The 15911-nt window shown below is 71.5% G+C and carries 16 protein-coding genes; 9 read left to right on the top strand and 7 right to left on the bottom strand.

The features are described from left to right. Positions 1 to 41: 41 nt before the first annotated feature. A complete protein-coding gene (locus tag ABZ815_RS09970; RefSeq protein ID WP_357696003.1) occupies positions 42 to 911 on the bottom strand; it encodes a LysR family transcriptional regulator in 870 nt (289 codons plus the stop codon). A gap of 346 nt (positions 912 to 1257) precedes the next feature. Between ABZ815_RS09970 and ABZ815_RS09965 the strand changes: the two genes are divergently transcribed. Together ABZ815_RS09965 and ABZ815_RS09960 are read left to right on the top strand one after the other, a co-directional pair. Further along, positions 1258 to 2562 (top strand): neutral zinc metallopeptidase, encoded by a 1305-nt coding sequence (locus ABZ815_RS09965; protein ID WP_357696001.1) that lies wholly within the window; start codon positions 1258 to 1260, stop codon positions 2560 to 2562. 133 nt (positions 2563 to 2695) lie between these two features. After that, positions 2696 to 4264 (top strand): LCP family protein, encoded by a 1569-nt coding sequence (locus ABZ815_RS09960; RefSeq protein WP_357695999.1) that lies wholly within the window; start codon positions 2696 to 2698, stop codon positions 4262 to 4264. 121 nt (positions 4265 to 4385) lie between these two features. On the opposite strand, the gene ABZ815_RS09955 is transcribed toward ABZ815_RS09960, so the two are convergent. After that, positions 4386 to 6212 (bottom strand): spermidine synthase, encoded by a 1827-nt coding sequence (locus ABZ815_RS09955; RefSeq protein ID WP_357695997.1) that lies wholly within the window; start codon positions 6210 to 6212, stop codon positions 4386 to 4388. Between the two features lie 393 nt (positions 6213 to 6605). Here ABZ815_RS09955 and ABZ815_RS09950 point away from each other — a divergent pair, with 393 nt between their 5' ends. Then, complete coding sequence (locus ABZ815_RS09950) at positions 6606 to 7964, top strand: S8 family serine peptidase (RefSeq protein ID WP_357695995.1); 1359 nt, start codon at positions 6606 to 6608, stop codon at positions 7962 to 7964. A 34-nt stretch (positions 7965 to 7998) separates the two neighbouring features. Here ABZ815_RS09950 and ABZ815_RS09945 read toward each other — a convergent pair whose 3' ends face one another. Further along, entirely contained in the window at positions 7999 to 8724 is a 726-nt protein-coding gene (locus ABZ815_RS09945) for an ABC transporter permease (protein WP_357695993.1), read from the bottom strand. Continuing rightward, on the bottom strand, positions 8724 to 9461 hold the full coding sequence (locus tag ABZ815_RS09940) for an ATP-binding cassette domain-containing protein (protein ID WP_357695991.1): 738 nt from the start codon (positions 9459 to 9461) through the stop codon (positions 8724 to 8726). Before ABZ815_RS09940 ends, ABZ815_RS09945 begins: the two co-directional genes overlap by 1 nt. A gap of 68 nt (positions 9462 to 9529) precedes the next feature. Here ABZ815_RS09940 and ABZ815_RS09935 point away from each other — a divergent pair, with 68 nt between their 5' ends. Next, positions 9530 to 10237: a TetR family transcriptional regulator gene (locus tag ABZ815_RS09935; protein WP_357695989.1), complete on the top strand. Its 708-nt coding sequence runs from the start codon at positions 9530 to 9532 to the stop codon at positions 10235 to 10237. On the opposite strand, the gene ABZ815_RS09930 is transcribed toward ABZ815_RS09935, so the two are convergent. Then, positions 10163 to 10474, bottom strand: a complete 312-nt coding sequence (locus tag ABZ815_RS09930; protein WP_357695987.1) for a DUF4190 domain-containing protein — start codon at positions 10472 to 10474, stop codon at positions 10163 to 10165. The two genes, ABZ815_RS09935 and ABZ815_RS09930, sit on opposite strands and share 75 nt — an antisense overlap. A gap of 118 nt (positions 10475 to 10592) precedes the next feature. Here ABZ815_RS09930 and ABZ815_RS09925 point away from each other — a divergent pair, with 118 nt between their 5' ends. Then, positions 10593 to 11384 (top strand): ion transporter, encoded by a 792-nt coding sequence (locus ABZ815_RS09925; protein WP_357695985.1) that lies wholly within the window; start codon positions 10593 to 10595, stop codon positions 11382 to 11384. A gap of 51 nt (positions 11385 to 11435) precedes the next feature. Here the strand turns inward: ABZ815_RS09925 and rpsD are convergent, their stop codons facing one another. Next, the gene (rpsD, locus tag ABZ815_RS09920; RefSeq protein WP_357696080.1) at positions 11436 to 12050 is read right to left on the bottom strand and encodes a 30S ribosomal protein S4; all 615 of its coding nucleotides are present in this window, start codon (positions 12048 to 12050) and stop codon (positions 11436 to 11438) included. 67 nt (positions 12051 to 12117) lie between these two features. Between rpsD and ABZ815_RS09915 the strand changes: the two genes are divergently transcribed. From ABZ815_RS09915 to ABZ815_RS09900, 4 genes are all read left to right on the top strand, one after another. Beyond that, positions 12118 to 12819: a DUF2470 domain-containing protein gene (locus ABZ815_RS09915; RefSeq protein ID WP_357696078.1), complete on the top strand. Its 702-nt coding sequence runs from the start codon at positions 12118 to 12120 to the stop codon at positions 12817 to 12819. A 79-nt stretch (positions 12820 to 12898) separates the two neighbouring features. Continuing rightward, positions 12899 to 13525: a hypothetical protein gene (locus tag ABZ815_RS09910; RefSeq protein WP_357695983.1), complete on the top strand. Its 627-nt coding sequence runs from the start codon at positions 12899 to 12901 to the stop codon at positions 13523 to 13525. Positions 13526 to 13618: 93 nt separating this feature from the next. Beyond that, positions 13619 to 13930, top strand: coding sequence for a hypothetical protein (locus tag ABZ815_RS09905; RefSeq protein WP_357695981.1), 312 nt, complete (start codon positions 13619 to 13621; stop codon positions 13928 to 13930). Beyond that, positions 13927 to 15240, top strand: a complete 1314-nt coding sequence (locus tag ABZ815_RS09900) for a hypothetical protein (RefSeq protein WP_357695979.1) — start codon at positions 13927 to 13929, stop codon at positions 15238 to 15240. Before ABZ815_RS09905 ends, ABZ815_RS09900 begins: the two co-directional genes overlap by 4 nt. Positions 15241 to 15258: 18 nt before the next feature. Here the strand turns inward: ABZ815_RS09900 and ABZ815_RS09895 are convergent, their stop codons facing one another. Beyond that, complete coding sequence (locus ABZ815_RS09895) at positions 15259 to 15891, bottom strand: TetR/AcrR family transcriptional regulator (RefSeq protein WP_357695977.1); 633 nt, start codon at positions 15889 to 15891, stop codon at positions 15259 to 15261. Positions 15892 to 15911: the final 20 nt, after the last annotated feature.

Genomic DNA, 15911 nt, shown 5'->3' with positions numbered 1-15911 from the left:
GTCAGTGGCGGGGGTAGCGGGGGATCATGGAACGTTCCTGGTCAGGCGGCCGTGCCCTTCTCCGCGGTGGACAGGAAGTCCTGGGCGATGAGGGGCAGGCGGCGGCGTGCGTGCACCACGGCGATGACGCGTCGCACGGCCGGTTCGAGTGAGCGCACCACCAGGCCCGCCCGGGCGGCCTGGTCGGCCATGCCGCGGTACCACAGCAGCGAGGCCCGGCCGGCGCGGACCGCGTTGAGCCAGCCGTTGCGCTCGTCGGTCTCCAGGACGACCACGGGGGTGACGGCGTACTTGCCGAACATGGCGTCGAGCTCCCTGCGCCGCGAGCTGCCGCGGGCGGGCAGCGCCAGGCGCATCCCGTGGAGCTTGCCCATGGGGACCGGGTTGGGCAGGTCGAGCCCGGGCGGGGAGATCAGCACGATCTCCTGGCGTTCGAGCGGGTGGGTGATGAGGTCGGTGGGCACGGGCAGATCGGTGAGCCCGAGGTCGGCCCGCTGATCCCGGATGGCGCTGACGACGCCGTCACGGCCGTCGCAGCGCACGATGTGCACGCGCACCCCTGGGTGCTCGGCCGCGTAGGCAGGGAGCAACCGCCCCGCGAGTCCGGGTTCGAGACTCGGTGTGGCGGCTATGCGCAGTTCGGCATCCGTCATGCCGGCGTGGTTGGCCAGGCCCTCGATCTCGTGGACGGCGTCGAGCGCCTCCCTCGCCAGCTTGACCACGCGACGGCCCTGTGCGGTGACCACCACGCCGCGGCCGGAGCGGGCGAAGAGCGTCATGCCCAGCTCCCGCTCAAGATCGCGGATCGCGCGGGACAGCGCAGGCTGCGCGATGTAGAGCGACCTGGCCGCGTCGGTCATGGTGCGGTGCTCCGCAGTCGCGACCACATAGCGGAGCTGCTGGAGGTTCATGCCAAAGAAGCTAGGACACCGCCCCGCTCCGGGACCGGGAGATAGCGGAGATCACCTCGATTGATTTCGGAGCGTGACCGAGTACCGCTACATCCGTGACGGGTGATAAATCAGTATGCTTTTGCCCCAAATTTGGCAAAGATCCTTTGGGGTCTGCCGCAAAGCCGTGCATTGCAGACAAGCGGGTTAACGGGGAGACACGGTGACAGCAAACGGGCAGTATCCACCTCCGCCGCAGGGGCCAGGGCAGCCCCAGCGGCCTCCTTCGCGGCCCTGGCCGCCGCCGGGCTACGGGCAGCCGCAGCCGCAGGGCGGTCAGCCCTACCCGCAGGCTCCCCCGCCGCCCATGCCCCCGCCTCCGCAGGGCCCGCCGCCCGGTTCCCATCCCTATCCGCAGCAGCAGCCCCCGCCGAACCGCCCGCAGCAGCAGCCGTCGCCTCCACAGGGCTATCCGCCGCAGCCGCAGGGCTTTCCGCAGCAGCCGCCGCAGGCTTATCCGCCGCGCGGACCGCAGTTCCCGCCGCCGCAGTACGGGCAGCAGTTCCAGCCTCCGCCCCCGCCGCCGCCCATGCCCACGCGGCAGTGGCCGCAGCAGCCGCGCAAGAAGTCCGGCATGGGGGTCGCCGGCGTGCTCGGGGCCGTGTTCGGGTCGCTGGCCGCGCTGTTCGTGCTGATCGTCATCGGGGCGGCGATGCTGAAGTCGTCCAAGCACACGGAGACGACCACGCCGGTCGCGATCCCGTCGTACGAGCCGTCGCACAGCGACGAGCCCTTCCCCACGCGGGAGCCCACCCGCGAGGCCGAGCCGACGCGCGAGCCGTCCGAGGAGCCCACCCAGCGGCCTACTGAGCAGCCGACAGCGCAGCCGACCGAGCAGCCGACCCAGGAGACGGTCACGCCGCCCAAGCAGGTCACGCTCAACACCAGCCTGAAGAACAACACCCTCTACAAGGCGGGCACCCTGCCGCGGGTGAACTGCCGGGCCGGCAACGCGAACGTCTTCAACCACAGCCAGCTCAAGGCGCTGATCCTGAAGACCGGCCGGTGCATGGACAAGGCGTGGGGGCCGATCCTGCAGCGTCAGGGCATCGCGTTCAGACCGCCGGGCTACGCCATCGCGGCCGGACGCGGGCGGGGCGCCTGCGGCGACTATCCGTCGGCCGGGAGCATGGTGCCGTACTACTGCCCGCGCAACAACACGATCTACGCCTCCACCTCGGCGATGTCCAGGGGTAACGGCAACTCCCGCGGCTACGGCCAGATCATCTCCTGGCACGGCGGCATCATCAGCATGATGGCCCACGAGTACGGCCACCACGTCCAGAACATCAGCGGCGTGATGGACTCCTGGTGGCAGGGCACCCTGGCCTCCTCCAGCCAGAGCGGCAAGATGGCGCTGAGCAGGAAGCTGGAGCTGCAGGCCACCTGTCTGGGCGGCATGTGGATGCGCTCGGTCGCCGCCTCCTACCCGGTCCCGTCCTCGCTGCGCTCACGGCTTTTCTGGTTCTACGCGCAGGTGGGCGACTATCCCGGCTATCCGCGCGACCACGGCACGCCCGCCAACAACAACCGCTGGTTCCGGCAGGGGTGGGAAAGGGACAAGACGTACCAGTGCAACACGTGGATGGCGCCGTCCTCGACGACCTCCTGACAGACACGTGGCGTTCATCTCATGTTGAAGAGTTGTCTCTGATGTCCAGGTATGGGGGCTAGAATCCTGGCAATCTTGTGCCCGACATGGGGCGAACGTCATTTTTGCCTGGTAGGCGTGTGAAGGAGCCGGTGTGAGCAAGCGCGATGGGGTGGACCCCGTGCCCGGAGGCACCAAACGGCGCGCTCCACGCCCGCGCAAGGGCTCCTCCCCCGCGCCCCGCTTCGCCAAACCCCTGACGATCGCCTCGATCATCGGCTGGACGGCTCTGTCCGCCCTCGTGCCCGGCGCCGCGCATCTGCGGGCCGGGCGCCGTCGTACCGGGCTGATCATGATCGGCGTGTACGCGGTGGTGCTGCTCTCGGCCCTGGCCTTCGGCCTGACGCGGGACCTGAGCAACGTGACGGGCCTCGCCGAGGACGGCGCCATGGTGACGGTGATCGTCATCGCCGCGGCGTGCGCGCTGGCCTGGTTCGCCGTGATCGCCGTCTCGTACGTGGCGCTGGGCCCGAACAGGCTGAACCAGCAGGGCCAGGTGGTGACCGGGATCGTCGTGGGCGTGCTGTGCGTGGCCGTCATGTCGCCGTTCGCGCTGACGGCCAACTACGTGCTGGCCGGGCGGGAGGCGGTCAACGCGATCTTCCCGTCCCACCCGGACCCGGAGAACCCCATCCAGATCAAGAACCCCGCGGACCCCTGGGACGGCAAGGCCCGGGTGAACTTCCTGCTCGTCGGCGGCGACGCCGCGGGCAATCGCGTCGGCGTGCGCACCGACAGCATGACGGTGGCCAGCGTGGACACCAGGACCGGCAACACCGTCCTGTTCAGCCTGCCGCGCAACCTGCAGCACGTGCGCTTCCCGCCGTCCTCGCCGCTGGCCAAGCACTTCCCCAACGGCTACATGGCCGAGCTGCCCAACGGCGGCCTGCTCAACGAGGTCTGGCAGTACGCCAACGACAACCCCCAGCTCATGGGCGGCAAGAACCGCGGCCCCCGAGCCCTGATGGACGCCATCGGCTACACCCTGAACCTCAAGATCGACTACTACGCCCTGATCAACATGTACGGCTTCGCCGCCCTCGTGGACGCCATCGGCGGCCTGAAGATCCGGGTCGAGCGGGACGTCAAGTGGGGCGGCCACTTCGGCACCGCGGGCACGATCAAGGCGGGCTACCGCAAGCTGTCGGGCGAGCAGGCCCTGTGGTACGGCCGCTCCCGCGTCGAAAGCGACGACTTCTCCCGCATGGGCCGCCAGCGCTGCGTCATCGGCGCCTTCGCCCAGCAGGCCACCCCCGGCGTGATCCTGACGAACTTCACCAAGATCGCCGGGGCGGCCAAGCGGCTGGCCCAGACGAACATCCCGCGTCCGCTCGTCGCGCCGCTGGCGGACCTGGCGCTCAAGGTCAAGGACGCCAAGATCACCAGCCTCCAGTTCGTGCCGCCGGACTTCTACTCGGGCCGGCCCGACTGGGTCAAGATCCGGGCCGCCACGAGGAAGGCGATCGCCGACTCCGACCGTTCCGCCCGCCAGGCCCAGACCGCCAACGTGACCGCCTCCCCTGGCCCCTCGGGCTCCCCGACCACCTCGCCGTCGCGGACGCAGGCCCAGACGGGTACGCAGGCCGGGACGCCGACGGAGACCCCGACCCGCAACACCCAGAAGAGCGGCGCGAAGTCCCTGGCGGAGCTCTGCGGCCTGTAACCGCCCCGCCCTGCCGATCCACCCCGCCCTGCCGGATCCGCTCCGGCAGGGCGGTCCCGCGTGAGGACCCCCATGGGGGCGGCGCCGACGACAGATCGCGGAAGCCCGCCGGTCCCCTTGGTCACACGAGCGCGGTCTTGCGCGGCATCACCGCGAGAGCGCCCAGGTAGAGCAGGGCGGCCACGATGAGCAGCCCCTTGTAGCCGATCACCAGCGCCAGGTACTCCAGGCAGCCGCCGACCATCGCGCCGAGCAGGTTCGCGCCGAAGGACGTGGTCGCGTCGGCGGTGTCGGAGAAACGTTTGGCGAAGACCACGTTCGCGGCGAAGATCGGCAGGAACGCCACCGTCACGGCCGCCACGGCGCGCAGCGGCACCGGCAGCGACAGCAGCCACGCGTTCGGCACGAGCCAGGCCAGCAGCAGGCCGGCCAGCAGCACGGCGTACATGACGGGCAGCGGCGGGGTGCGGAAGCGGCGGGTCACCTCGACGGCGGCGAGCACGGCGACCAGCACCCCGGCGAAGACGATCGCGTTGACCACCCAGGTGGTGCCGAACAGCAGCGCGAAGCCGGTCACGCTCTTGGTCTCCAGCAGCATGAACGCCACCCCGAGCAGGAACAGGTCGGAGTAGGGCTTCATGCGCCCGTACGGGCCCGCCACGACGCGGACGGCCAGCAGGCTGACGATGAGGATCAGGCCGAGGGTGATGATGTAGATCGGCGGGATCGTCCGGTCCTTGAGGTAGAGGAAGGGACGGTCGTCGTCGGCGGGCGCCGGGGTGCCGGCGGCGGCGCCGGGCCACTCGCTCGCGCAGCGCTGGTCGGAGGCGGTCAGGCCGGCGGTGATGACGGCCTGCTGGCCGGCGGTGCTGACCACGTCGACGCAGGGCTTGTGGCCGAAGGCGGCCTGCATGGTCGAGGCCAGGCGGTCGACCAGCCAGCTCTCGCGGTAGTAGTTGTACATCGAGAACGTGCCGCCGGGCCGCAGGTGGGCGCGGGCGGCCTTCATGGACTCCTCGGTGAACAGGTAGCTCTCCAGCCGCAGCGAGCTGGCCCCCGACACGAGTGTGAGCGAGTCGGGCAGGGCGAACAGGATCAGGTCGTAGCGGTCGCCGCTGCGCTCCAGGAAGGCGCGGCCGTCGGTGATGTGCGTGGTGACGCGCGGGTCGGCGTAGGGCTTGTCGGGGTGGACGGCGCCGCCCAGCTCGCGCAGCTTGGGGTCGATCTCGACGGCGTCGACGTGCTGGGCGCCCTTGGACAGGGCGATGGCCACGTCGGTGCCGCTGCCCGCGCCGACGATCAGCACGTCCTTGGGCGGCCTGGTGGTGCGCTCGTAGGGCAGCCCGTACTGGCGCTCCCACTGCAGGCGGGCGTAGGCGGGCACGGCCTGCTGGTGGGGGATGCCGTTGACGGCGATGTCGGTGACCGGCACGCCGAGCATCTGCATCGCCTTGTAGGTCACCTTGTAGTACGGCGACCACAGCGCCCCGGCCGTCAGCGTCTCCGACAGCAGCAGGCCGACGACCACGAGCGCGGGCAGGACCACCAGGCCCACGTAGAGCGAGCGGGGACGGGGCACCAGCAGCAGGCCGTAGCACAGGGCCGCGACCGCGCCCCAGAACACCGGCGGCGCCGACAGGAACGACAGCGCCGTGAACGCGGCGATCCCGCTGAGGCTGCCGATCAGGTCGTAGCGGTAGGCCTCCAGGCGCGGCAGCTCGGGGAAGCAGCGCCCGACCAGCTCGGCCGGCCCCATGAGCACCGCCGCGGCGGCGACGAAGATCACCGGCAGGATCAGCCAGGCGGGCGGCCCGACGGTGCCCAGGCTCGTCCAGTACAGGACGCCCTCGGTGTTGCGGTCGACGGTCACCGGGAAGGCCAGCACGAGGGCCACCAGGACGAGCAGGACGACCGGTGAGTAATAGGGCTGGCGCCGCGAGCGCCCCACACGCAGGAATCCGAGTCCGATTCCAAGAAAAGAACCGAGCAGGACAAAATTGGTGAAATAACTCAGATGAACAATGTTCGATCCGGTCCACCGGATGAGCGCCAGTTCGAGGAAAAGCATGAAGGCACTGGCGAGAACGAGCCTCGGCCGAACCGGCAGCCAGTGATGTCTTTCTCCGTCGGAAACCGGCGTCTGCGCCTGGAGCGTCATGATGCATCACCGTAGTGAACAGACCGAAAACAAGGAAGTCTGACGCCCCGGAAACAATATCCGTCCGCTTCGCCAGTTATGCCGTGTTTTCGCAGGTCACAACCGCCGCAAGGGGCTGGACGAGCCTTGGCGGATGCAGGAATGTTGGGTCGTTCGTTTTCCCCCTATGTTCGGTGGTGACTCATGCGGGTCCTGATCCAGCTCCGCCCCTCCCCCGATCTGGTCGCGGCCGTCGCCGACCCCGGCCAGACCGCCACCACGGCCGATGTCGCCGACGGTCTGCCCGGCGTCGAACTCGACACGGCCTTCACACCGGTCGCCGTGCCGAGGCCGGTCCCGGTGGCCGGCGGCGATCCCCTCTCCCTTCACCAGCCACTCACCTTCTCGCTGGCCGCCGAGGACGCCTCCGTGCTCGTCCGCGGCACGATCTCCGACGACGAGCTGACCTCGCGGGTCACGCTGCTGCCCACGCTGCGGCCCGACGTCGTCGGCGTGTTCGCCGATCCGGTGATCGAGTCCAGCCTGACCTGCGGCGGCAATCCGCCGGTGGGCGACTGGCACGACGTCGAGCGCCTGCTCAACGTCGCCGGCCTGCACGCCGAAGGGCTCGACGGCGCCGGGGTGGCGCTGGCCGTGCTCGACACCGGCATCAACGCCGCCCACGTCGCCAGACAGCTCGGCCGCGGCGTCACGCTCGACGCCGAACGCAGCTGGAGCCCCTCCGGCGTCACCGGGCGGGCCGGCCAGTTCGAGGTCGACCACGGCACGATGTGCGCCTTCGACGCGCTCATCGCCGCGCCGCAGGCGTCCCTGATCGACGTCCCGCTGCTGCGGTCGGCCCGGCCGGGCGGTTCGGCGCTCGACGGGCTGCTGTCCGACGCGGTGGCCGCCTTCACGCACCTGCGCACGGTGCTGGAGGCCCAGCCGGCGGCGTCCAGATCGCTGGTGGTGAGCAATTCGTGGGGGTCGTTCTCCCCCGAATGGGACTTCCCCGTCGGGCATCCGGGCAACTACTCCGACAACGCGGCCCACCCGTTCAACCTGGTGGTGGCCAGCCTCGACCGGGCGGGCGCGGACGTGCTGTTCGCGGCGGGCAACTGCGGCAAGGAGTGCCCCGACGGCCGGTGCGCCTTCCCCAACCGGCCCATCGGGGGCGCCAACTCCCATCCCAAGGCGCTGTCGATCGGCGCGGTCGACGTCAACGGCGAGCGGGTGGGCTACTCCTCGCAGGGCCCCGGGCGGCTGACCGCGCGCAAGCCCGACGTGTGCGCGTACACGCACTTCTCGGGGTCGCGGGCGTTCGGCGACGGCGAGCCGGACACGGGCACCTCGGCGGCGACGCCGGTGGCCGCCGGGCTGGTGGCCGCGGTGCGCACCCGGTGGCCGGCCGCCAAGCTGTCACCTGCGCAGCTGCGGGCGCTGCTGCGGCGCACCGCCGAGGACCGCAGCGAGGTGGGCTTCGACTACGACTACGGCTACGGGACGGTCGATCCGGCGGGCATCCTGGCCGCGCTGCACCGGCGGGCCAGGGCGGCGGCCTGATCGCGGGCGGGCGGGCCGTCCCGGAGCGGCCCGCTCACGCGGTCTCCCGGTTGAACACACGGGCCCCGACGGCCAGGCCGACCACCGCCAGGACGGCGGTGACGGCGACGCCGAGCCCGACCGTGCCGGTGGCGTAGTGGCCGGCGAACAGGTCGCGCAGCGCCTCCAGCACGTACCTGAAGGGGCTGAGGCGGGACAGGACGTCCAGCCAGCCGGGCGCCATCGACATCGGCAGGAACGCGCCCGACAGCAGCACCAGCGGGATGACCGCCGTCGACATCACGGGTGCGAAGAGCTGCTCGCCGATGGTCAGCGCGACGGCGTACGACATCGCGGCCAGGCTCGCCCCCAGCACCACGACCAGCACGAACCCGGCCACGAGCCCGGCGATCGGCACCCGCATCCCGAAGGCGAACCCGACGGCCAGCAGCATCACCGTCTGGACGACCATCGTCACGGCGTTGTTGAGCACCCGTCCCAGCAGCAGGGCCAGCCGGCTGGCCGGGGTGACGCGCAGGCGCTCCAGCACGCCGAAGCGCCTGTCGAAGACCACCCCGAACCCGGCCAGCCCCATGCTCATCAGGCCGAGCTGGACGATCAGCCCCGGCACAAGCACCTCCCAGGTGCCGAACGTGGCGAAGATCGGCCCGAACAGCACCAGGAACAGCAGCGGCTGGACGGCGCCGAAGACGATGCCGAGCTTCTGCTTCAGGGTGGCGCGCAGGGAGTGGCGGAACAGCACCCAGGTGTCGCGCAGCATCAGACCCCCGCCTCCTCGCGCAGCGACCTGCCGGTGATGTCGAGGAACGCCTCGTCGAGCGTGCGGCCCGCCTTGAGCTCGGCCGGGGTGCCCTCGGCGGCGATGCGGCCGCCGTCGATGATCAGCAGGCGGTCGCAGAGCGCGTCGGCCTCGTCGAGGTAGTGGGTGGTCAGGAAGATCGTCACGCCGTGCTCCTCGCGCAGGGAGCGGACGTGCTCCCACAGGTTGGCGCGGCTCTGCGGGTCGAGGCCGGTGGTCGGCTCGTCCAGGAAGAGCAGCCGGGGGTCGTGCAGCAGGGCGAAGGCGATGTCGAAGCGGCGGCGCTGGCCGCCCGACAGCGCGCCGCCCACGCGCTCCTCCAGGCCGGCCAGGTCGAGCCGGGCCAGGACCTCGCGGTACCTGGACCTGGCCGCGGCCCTGGTCAGGCCGTACAGCATGCCTTGCAGTTCCAGCTCGTCGGCGAGCGGGGCCATGACGTTGACGCCGCCGCCCTGCGAGACGTAGCCGATGCGGCGGCGCACCTCTCGCGGGTCGCCCAGCAGGTCGTGGCCCGCCACGGTGGCGGTGCCCGAGGTGGGGCGGAGCAGGGTCGTCAGCATGCGCATGGTCGTGGTCTTGCCGGCGCCGTTGGGGCCGAGGAAGCCGACGATCTCGCCCGCCTCCACCGAGATGTCGACGCCTTTGACGGCCTCCACGCCGCCTTCGAAGGTCTTGGTCAGACCTGTGGTTCTCAACATGTGTGATCGCCTCCAAAATTAGGGTAACCACAATTTTAGGGTCACTGCAAACTTGGTATCATGGCGGCATGGAAGAGGGGCTGCGGGAGCGCAAGAAGCGGGAGACCAGGCAGCGCATCGCGGACATGGCGATGGGGCTGTTCATGGCGCGCGGGTTCGACAGCGTGACCGTGGCCGAGATCGCGCGGGCCGCGGACGTGTCGGTCAACACGGTCTTCAACTACTTCCCGACCAAGGAAGACCTGTTCGCCGACCGGCAGGAGCTGGTGACCGACTTGCCGCAGCAGGTGGTGCGCGGGCGGCGGCCGGGCGAGAGCGTGGCGCGGGCCTTCCGCCGCGACTTCCTGGACGCCCTCGACTCACGCGACTGGCGCTACGGCCTCAACGCGGGCGGCGACGTGTTCGCCCGGATCGTCAACGACAGCCCGTCACTGGTGGCCAAGCTGCACGAGCTGCACGTCGCGCGGGTGCAGGCGCTGGCCGGGGCCCTGGCCGACGAGCTCGACGCCGACCCCGACGACCTGACCCCGCGGATGGTGGCCACGCACGTCCTCGGCACGACCAAGATCCTCACCGATCACGCGATGACCCGGACGCTGGCGGGCGAGAGCTGGGAGACGATCGCGCCCGACCTGCGGGCGCAGGCCACGGCGGCCTTCGACCTGCTGGAGTCGGGCATCGGCGGCTACTGCGTGCGGCCTCTAGTTGTTGGAGAAGATGGCCGACAGGATGCCGGCCCCGAGCCCGAGGACCATGAACGCGGCCCCGATGATTAGCAGGATCGTGGCGATCATGCCGCAGACACGGCCGGCCTGCACCGCGCCCCGATTGTCGTAGGGGTAGCCGCTGCCGTCGATCTCCTTGAGCGCCTTGTTGCCCATCGACCAGGCGAAGGGGCCGAGGATGCCGCAGACCACCAGGCTCAGGATGCCGAGGACGAGGATGGTGGTGCCGTTGGGGTGGCTCTGGGGCGGCGGCCCGTAGTAGGACGGTCCGTAGTTCGGATACGACATGCCCCTTGCGCCCCCTTGCCCCTGTGACTATCAGGTGCGATTTATACCACAGGCAACTCCTTGATCATGTTGCTGCATCATGGAACGGCACATGACCGATCTTTAGGAGCCTGCCCCCGTGCGTGAACGCGTCCAAGCCCTCCTCGCCGACCGGCGCTTCCAGCGCTTCATCGTCGGCGTCATCCTGGTCAACGCGGCCACCCTCGGCCTGGAGACCGTCCCCGCCGTCGCCGGGGAGTTCGGCCACGTGCTGGTCGCCATCGACCACGTCGCCCTGTACATCTTCGTGGCCGAGCTGCTGGCCAAGGTCTACGTCGAGCGGTCGGCGTTCGTGCGCGACCCGTGGAACCTGTTCGACACCGTGATCGTGGGCATCGCCCTGGTCCCGGCGTCCGGCGGGCTGTCGGTGCTGCGCTCGCTGCGCATCCTGCGGGCCCTGCGCCTGCTGTCGGTGGTGCCGAGCCTGCGCCGGGTGGTCTCGGCGCTGCTGCGCGCCCTGCCCGGGATGAGCTCGATCGTGGTGCTGCTCTCCCTGGTCCTGTACGTGGCCGCCGTCATGGCCACCAAGCTGTACGGCGACGACGCCCCCGAGCGCTTCGGCAGCCTGCCGACCTCGCTGTTCACCCTCTATCAGACGATGACCGGGGACGACTGGGGCAACATCGCCCGCGAGGTGATGGGCGCCCACCCCACGGCCTGGATCTTCTTCACCATCTTCATCCTCGTCTGCACGTTCGTCGTGCTGAACCTGTTCATGGCGGTCGTGGTGAGCGCCATGGACGAGGAGTCGGCCGAGGAGCGGGCGGCGCTGGAGCAGGACAACAGCGTGCACACCCAGCGCATCCTGGAGGAGCTGAGCGCCCTGCGCCGCGAGGTCGCCGAGCTGCGCCGGCAGGACGTCGCCGGCTGACCCGCCCGCCGGCCCTGCTCACCGCCCTGCCCGCCGGCCCCGGCCGCACGGCTAGCGCGAATAGAACTCCACCACGAGCTGCTCGTCCACCGGCACCGCGATCTGCTCGCGCTCGGGCCGGCGGGTGAGGGTGAAGCTCAGGCCGGCGTGGTCGACCGTCAGGTAGGGCGCGATGCGCTCGTCGGCGTGCACGCCCTCGGCGGCGGCCACGAAGGGCTGCATGCGCCGCGAGCGCTCCCGCACCGTGACGATCTGGCCCGGCCTGACCAGGTAGCTGGGGATGTCCACCTTGCGGCCGTCCACGGCGATGTGGCCGTGGGTGACGTACTGGCGGGCGGCGTAGATCGAGGGGGCCAGGCCGGCCCGCAGCACCAGGGAGGCCAGGCGGCTCTCCAGGATCGTGACCAGTTCGGCGCCCGAGGCGCCCGGCTTGCGTACCGCCAGGTCCCAGTAGCGGCGCAACTGCCGTTCGGACACGTCGTAGTACCAGCGCAGCTTCTGCTTCTCCAGCAGCCGCAGCCCGTAGTCGCCGGTGGTGCGGCGGTTGGTCTTGCGGCCGTGCTCGCCCGGCGGGTACGGCCGCTGCTCGAAGTAGCGGACGGCTTTCCTGGTCAGCGGGACGCCCGCGCGACGCGACAGTCGCACCTTCGGACCGGTGTAGCGCACGTTCACCTCCATGTGGTTAGGTAATCCTTACTTAGGTAAGCCTAACCTACCCGTGGATGTGATCTCAATGTTGCCCCTCGCCGAGCGGATCCGTACTCTCGCCTCGACCTCGACGCCGGCCAACCTCACGGTGGACGGCGTCCACCGCCCCGCCCGCGGCGGCGTGGACGAGCGCGGCCGCCCGGTGCTGCTGGTCCGGCCCGGCGAGCCCCTGCACGGCCTGCGCGAGGACGCCGTGGTCGCGGTGAACCTGACGGCCATGCGGCAGCTCGGCGAGGTGACGCATCCGCGGGCGCTGATCGAGGTGCACGGGTGGGCGGAGGCCGTGCCGGAGTCGCAGGCCCGCTCCGCGGCGGTGGCGGTGGCCGCGCACAGCGCCGACGAGGGCCTGTTCGACGCCCTGGAACGGTACGGTCACCCCGGTGCCCCGCGCCTGCTGCGCCTGGACGTGGCCCAGGTGGTCTACCTGACCGGCCAGGAGTCCGGCGTGCTCGACGCCGACGACTACCTCGGCGCGGCGCCCGACCCGCTGACCGAGACGGCCGAACGGGTGATCGCGCACGTCAACGCCTCCCACCGGCCGCAGCTCACCGCGGGCGTGGCCAGGCAGCTCGGCGAGGAGCCCGGCAAGGTGTGGCTGTGGGAGCTCGACCGGTACGGCGCCACCGTGCGCGTGGACGAGTCGCTGGTGCGCTTCCCGTGGCCGGTCCCCGCCCGCTCGGAGCTGTGCCTGGAGACGGCGTTGCGCGGGCTGCTGTGCGCGTGTTGATCACGATTGACGCCGTATTTTCCGGGCGGACGTCCACTACCGGCCGACCCATGCCTCCGCCTCGCTACCATCGGGGTACGTGAGCGGAACCCATCGATCAGCGGCGCGAGCCGCCTCCTCCCCGTCCGAGGGCGGCGGGCGGCGCGGGCGGGCGCTGATGGCCGCCGGGGTGCTGCTGGGCACGCTCATGCTGGCCACCGCGGGCGCGCTCATGGGCGACACGTTCAACTCGCCGGGCCTCGACCCGGTCCACTGGCCGCACGACGCGCGCCGGACCTCCGGAGAGCCGGGGCCCGTCGCCACCGACTCCCGCCGTCCCGTCGCGGTGAGGTCGGAACGCGCCGCCGTCGCCTCCGCCCCCGTCGCCGACCGGCCCGCCAAGACCGCCACAGGGCCCGCCGTGGGCCCTACCGGACCTCTCGTGGCCGGTTCCACACCGCCGGGCGGGTCCACGCCGTCGGCCGTCCAGCCGGAGGGCGGGCGGGGAACGCGCCGCCCGCACTCGACCGTCCCCGGCCCCGCCGCGACGGCCCCGGGCCGGACCCCGGCGCCGTCGCCGTCCCGCCCGCACGGCTCCCGGCCCGGCCCCACGCCGACGCCGTCCTGGAGCACGGATCCGGCGGCGAGCGACCCGCCGTCCCATCCGCACGGCACCCCGCCGGGCCGCGTCCCGTCCAGGACCCACGGCCCCAAGAGCCGGACGTAGCTCCCCCGCCTGTAGACGGGCGTTCACCCAGTTGTTGATCATCCGTCGCCGGTGGCCCGTAAGGTGGGCTCCCCATCGGGGGGACGGAGGGCGATGACGCGGGAGTTCTGGGCGGACGACACGTCGTTGGCGAACGCGGCGCACGCCATGGACGAGTCCGCGGACCTGTTCGGGCGGCACGTGGACACACTGCTGGGCCGCCTGTCGGGCGGGGGCCGCTCTCCGTGGGGCATCGGCGTGGTCGGCATGGCCGTGGACGAGATCAACCTCCTGGTCGGCGAGGCGTGCACCCGCCTGCACGAGAGCATGGCCAGCGCCGGGGCGGGCCTGCGGGACATGGCCGCCGTCCGCCGGGCCGCCGAACGGGCGACGGTGCCGACCGCCCGGGTGATCGACGCTTCATGACGGTGATGCTGCCGCCCCAACTGGAGATCGCCTTCCAGGCGCTCGGCGTGCCCTGGCCCACCCAGGACGAGGACGGGCTGCGCGCCGGCGCGGCGGCCTACCGTGAGTGCGCGGCGGCGCTCGTCGTCCAGGTCACGCCGCTGGTGCGCGAGTCGCTCGGCCGGGCCGCCACCGGCAACGCGGGGCTGCACATGGAGGCGGTGGCCGCGTTCTGGGACGAACTGGACCGGGACGACGACCGCTCGGGCCACCTGTCCAGGATGGGCACGACCCTGAACGCCCTGGCCGACGCGCACGAGGCGGCGGCGCTGCTGGTGGAGGCGCTGAAGGCGGTGCTCGTCGCGCTGGCCGCCGGGGTGGTCGCCGTCCTGGTGTGGGCGGTGGCGGCGGCCGCGGTGAGCGGTGGGGCGGCGGCTCTCCAGGCGAGGTCCGCGCTCCTGTCGTTACGGGTCTCGGCCATGCGCTTCTGCCGGGCCTTCGTGCGCCAGCTGGAGCGCTTCTTCGCGCGCGACCTGGCCACGGGGCTGCGTGCGCTGCTGCACCCCGTCCTCAGCGCCCGCAAGGCCCGCACCCTGAGGAAGGAACGGGCGGGCGCCCGGCCGGTCGGCGCCGCCGAACGTGACCTGCTGTCCAGGCTGAGCCGGGTACGGGACAAGGACGTCGTCCCGTACCCGCACGCCGGCGACGAGGGCGTCTACCTGGTCACCCTCGACGACGGCAGCCGCGCGATCTACAAGCTGCCCCCCGGCCGCAGCCCCCGGGAGACGGTGCCGAGGTCGGGCATGCCGCGCCGCGAGGCCGAGGCGTACCGGTTCAGCGAGCGCCTGGGCTGGGACCTCGTACCGCCCACGACGACCTGGGACGGCCCCCACGGGCACGGCTCGGTGCAGCTGTGGGTGGAGAACGCGCGCGGCGGAGGCATGGGACGCGGCGTCCCGGAGATCCAGCGCGAGCGCGCGGCCGTCTTCGACTACGTCATCGGCAGCCTCGACCGGCATTCGGAGAACTACCTGACCGACGAGGCCGGCGGCCTCCGGCTGATCGACAACGCGCTGTCGAACCCGCGGTCGCACACCCGGGCCATGCGCTCGCCGTTCCTCATGGCCTACCGCGACGAGCCGCTCAGCCCCGGGATCGTCGCCGACCTGCGGGCGCTGGACCTAGAGCAGGAGGCCCGGCTGCTGCGCGAGTCCGGGTTCGGGCACCGGGAGATCAGGGGCAGGCTCCAACGGCTGCAGGAGCTGCGAGAGCAGGGCATGATCACCTCGTCGGCGTGGCGCGGCCGCATCCAGTCCGGCGACAGCTGGTGACGGCGGCCTCCGGCCGGTTCACCCCTCGCCGCTCCCGGGCGTCATGCCGCGCAGGAGGTAGCCGAGGCCGGTGGCGAAGGTGGCGTCCCAGTCGTGGCCGAGGCCGTGCGCGGCCAGCGCCGGGTAGCTGGCGGCCCGCTCGCGCAGGAACGCGTCGGTGTCGTGCAGGTCGCGGCGCTGCCAGGTGACCTGCATGATGACCGAGCCCATGACGTAGTTGGACAGGCTGTAGGCGGCCTGCGGGCCGTCGAGACCGGCCCCGGACAACGTCCGGTAGAGGAAGTCGGTGCGCTCCAGGGCGTTGGGGCCCATGAGCGGGCGGTCAAGGATGGTGGCCGACCAGGGGTGGCGCAGCAGGGCGGCGCGCCAGCCGTCCATCAGGTCGCGTGCGGCCGTGCGCCAGTCGTCGTGGTCCCCGGGGAGCGGCACCTCGCCGAAGACGGCGTCGAGCGCCAGGTCCAGGACGTCCTCCTTGGTGCGGACGTGCCAGTAGAGGGTGGTCGAGCCGGTGTCGAGGCGTTCGGCCAGCCGGCGCATGGTGAGCCCGCCCACGCCCTCCTCGTCGAGCAGCGCGACGGCCTCGGCGACGATCCGGTCAAGCGTCAGCCTGGGCTTGGCGTCCTTACGGGGGCGCACCCATACGTTGTCCACCCGTCGGATAATACGCTGTA

It is taken from the genome of Nonomuraea sp. NPDC047529, assembly GCF_040642995.1.
Classification (GTDB): domain Bacteria; phylum Actinomycetota; class Actinomycetes; order Streptosporangiales; family Streptosporangiaceae; genus Nonomuraea.
Note: the sequence above shows the minus strand (reverse complement) of the source record. Positions and strands in the feature narration are given on the sequence as shown.

Bases quoted from the DNA above. Each gene is read 5' to 3' on its own strand.
- ABZ815_RS09970 (WP_357696003.1), bottom strand. From the start codon at position 911: ATGAACCTCCAGCAGCTCCGCTATGTGGTCGCGACTGCGGAGCACCGC.
- ABZ815_RS09965 (WP_357696001.1), top strand. From the start codon at position 1,258: ATGCCCCCGCCTCCGCAGGGCCCGCCGCCCGGTTCCCATCCCTATCCG.
- ABZ815_RS09950 (WP_357695995.1), top strand. From the start codon at position 6,606: ATGCGGGTCCTGATCCAGCTCCGCCCCTCCCCCGATCTGGTCGCGGCC.
- ABZ815_RS09945 (WP_357695993.1), bottom strand. From the start codon at position 8,724: ATGCTGCGCGACACCTGGGTGCTGTTCCGCCACTCCCTGCGCGCCACC.
- ABZ815_RS09940 (WP_357695991.1), bottom strand. From the start codon at position 9,461: ATGTTGAGAACCACAGGTCTGACCAAGACCTTCGAAGGCGGCGTGGAG.
- ABZ815_RS09935 (WP_357695989.1), top strand. From the start codon at position 9,530: ATGGAAGAGGGGCTGCGGGAGCGCAAGAAGCGGGAGACCAGGCAGCGC.
- ABZ815_RS09930 (WP_357695987.1), bottom strand. From the start codon at position 10,474: ATGTCGTATCCGAACTACGGACCGTCCTACTACGGGCCGCCGCCCCAG.
- ABZ815_RS09915 (WP_357696078.1), top strand. From the start codon at position 12,118: ATGTTGCCCCTCGCCGAGCGGATCCGTACTCTCGCCTCGACCTCGACG.
- ABZ815_RS09905 (WP_357695981.1), top strand. From the start codon at position 13,619: ATGACGCGGGAGTTCTGGGCGGACGACACGTCGTTGGCGAACGCGGCG.
- ABZ815_RS09900 (WP_357695979.1), top strand. From the start codon at position 13,927: ATGACGGTGATGCTGCCGCCCCAACTGGAGATCGCCTTCCAGGCGCTC.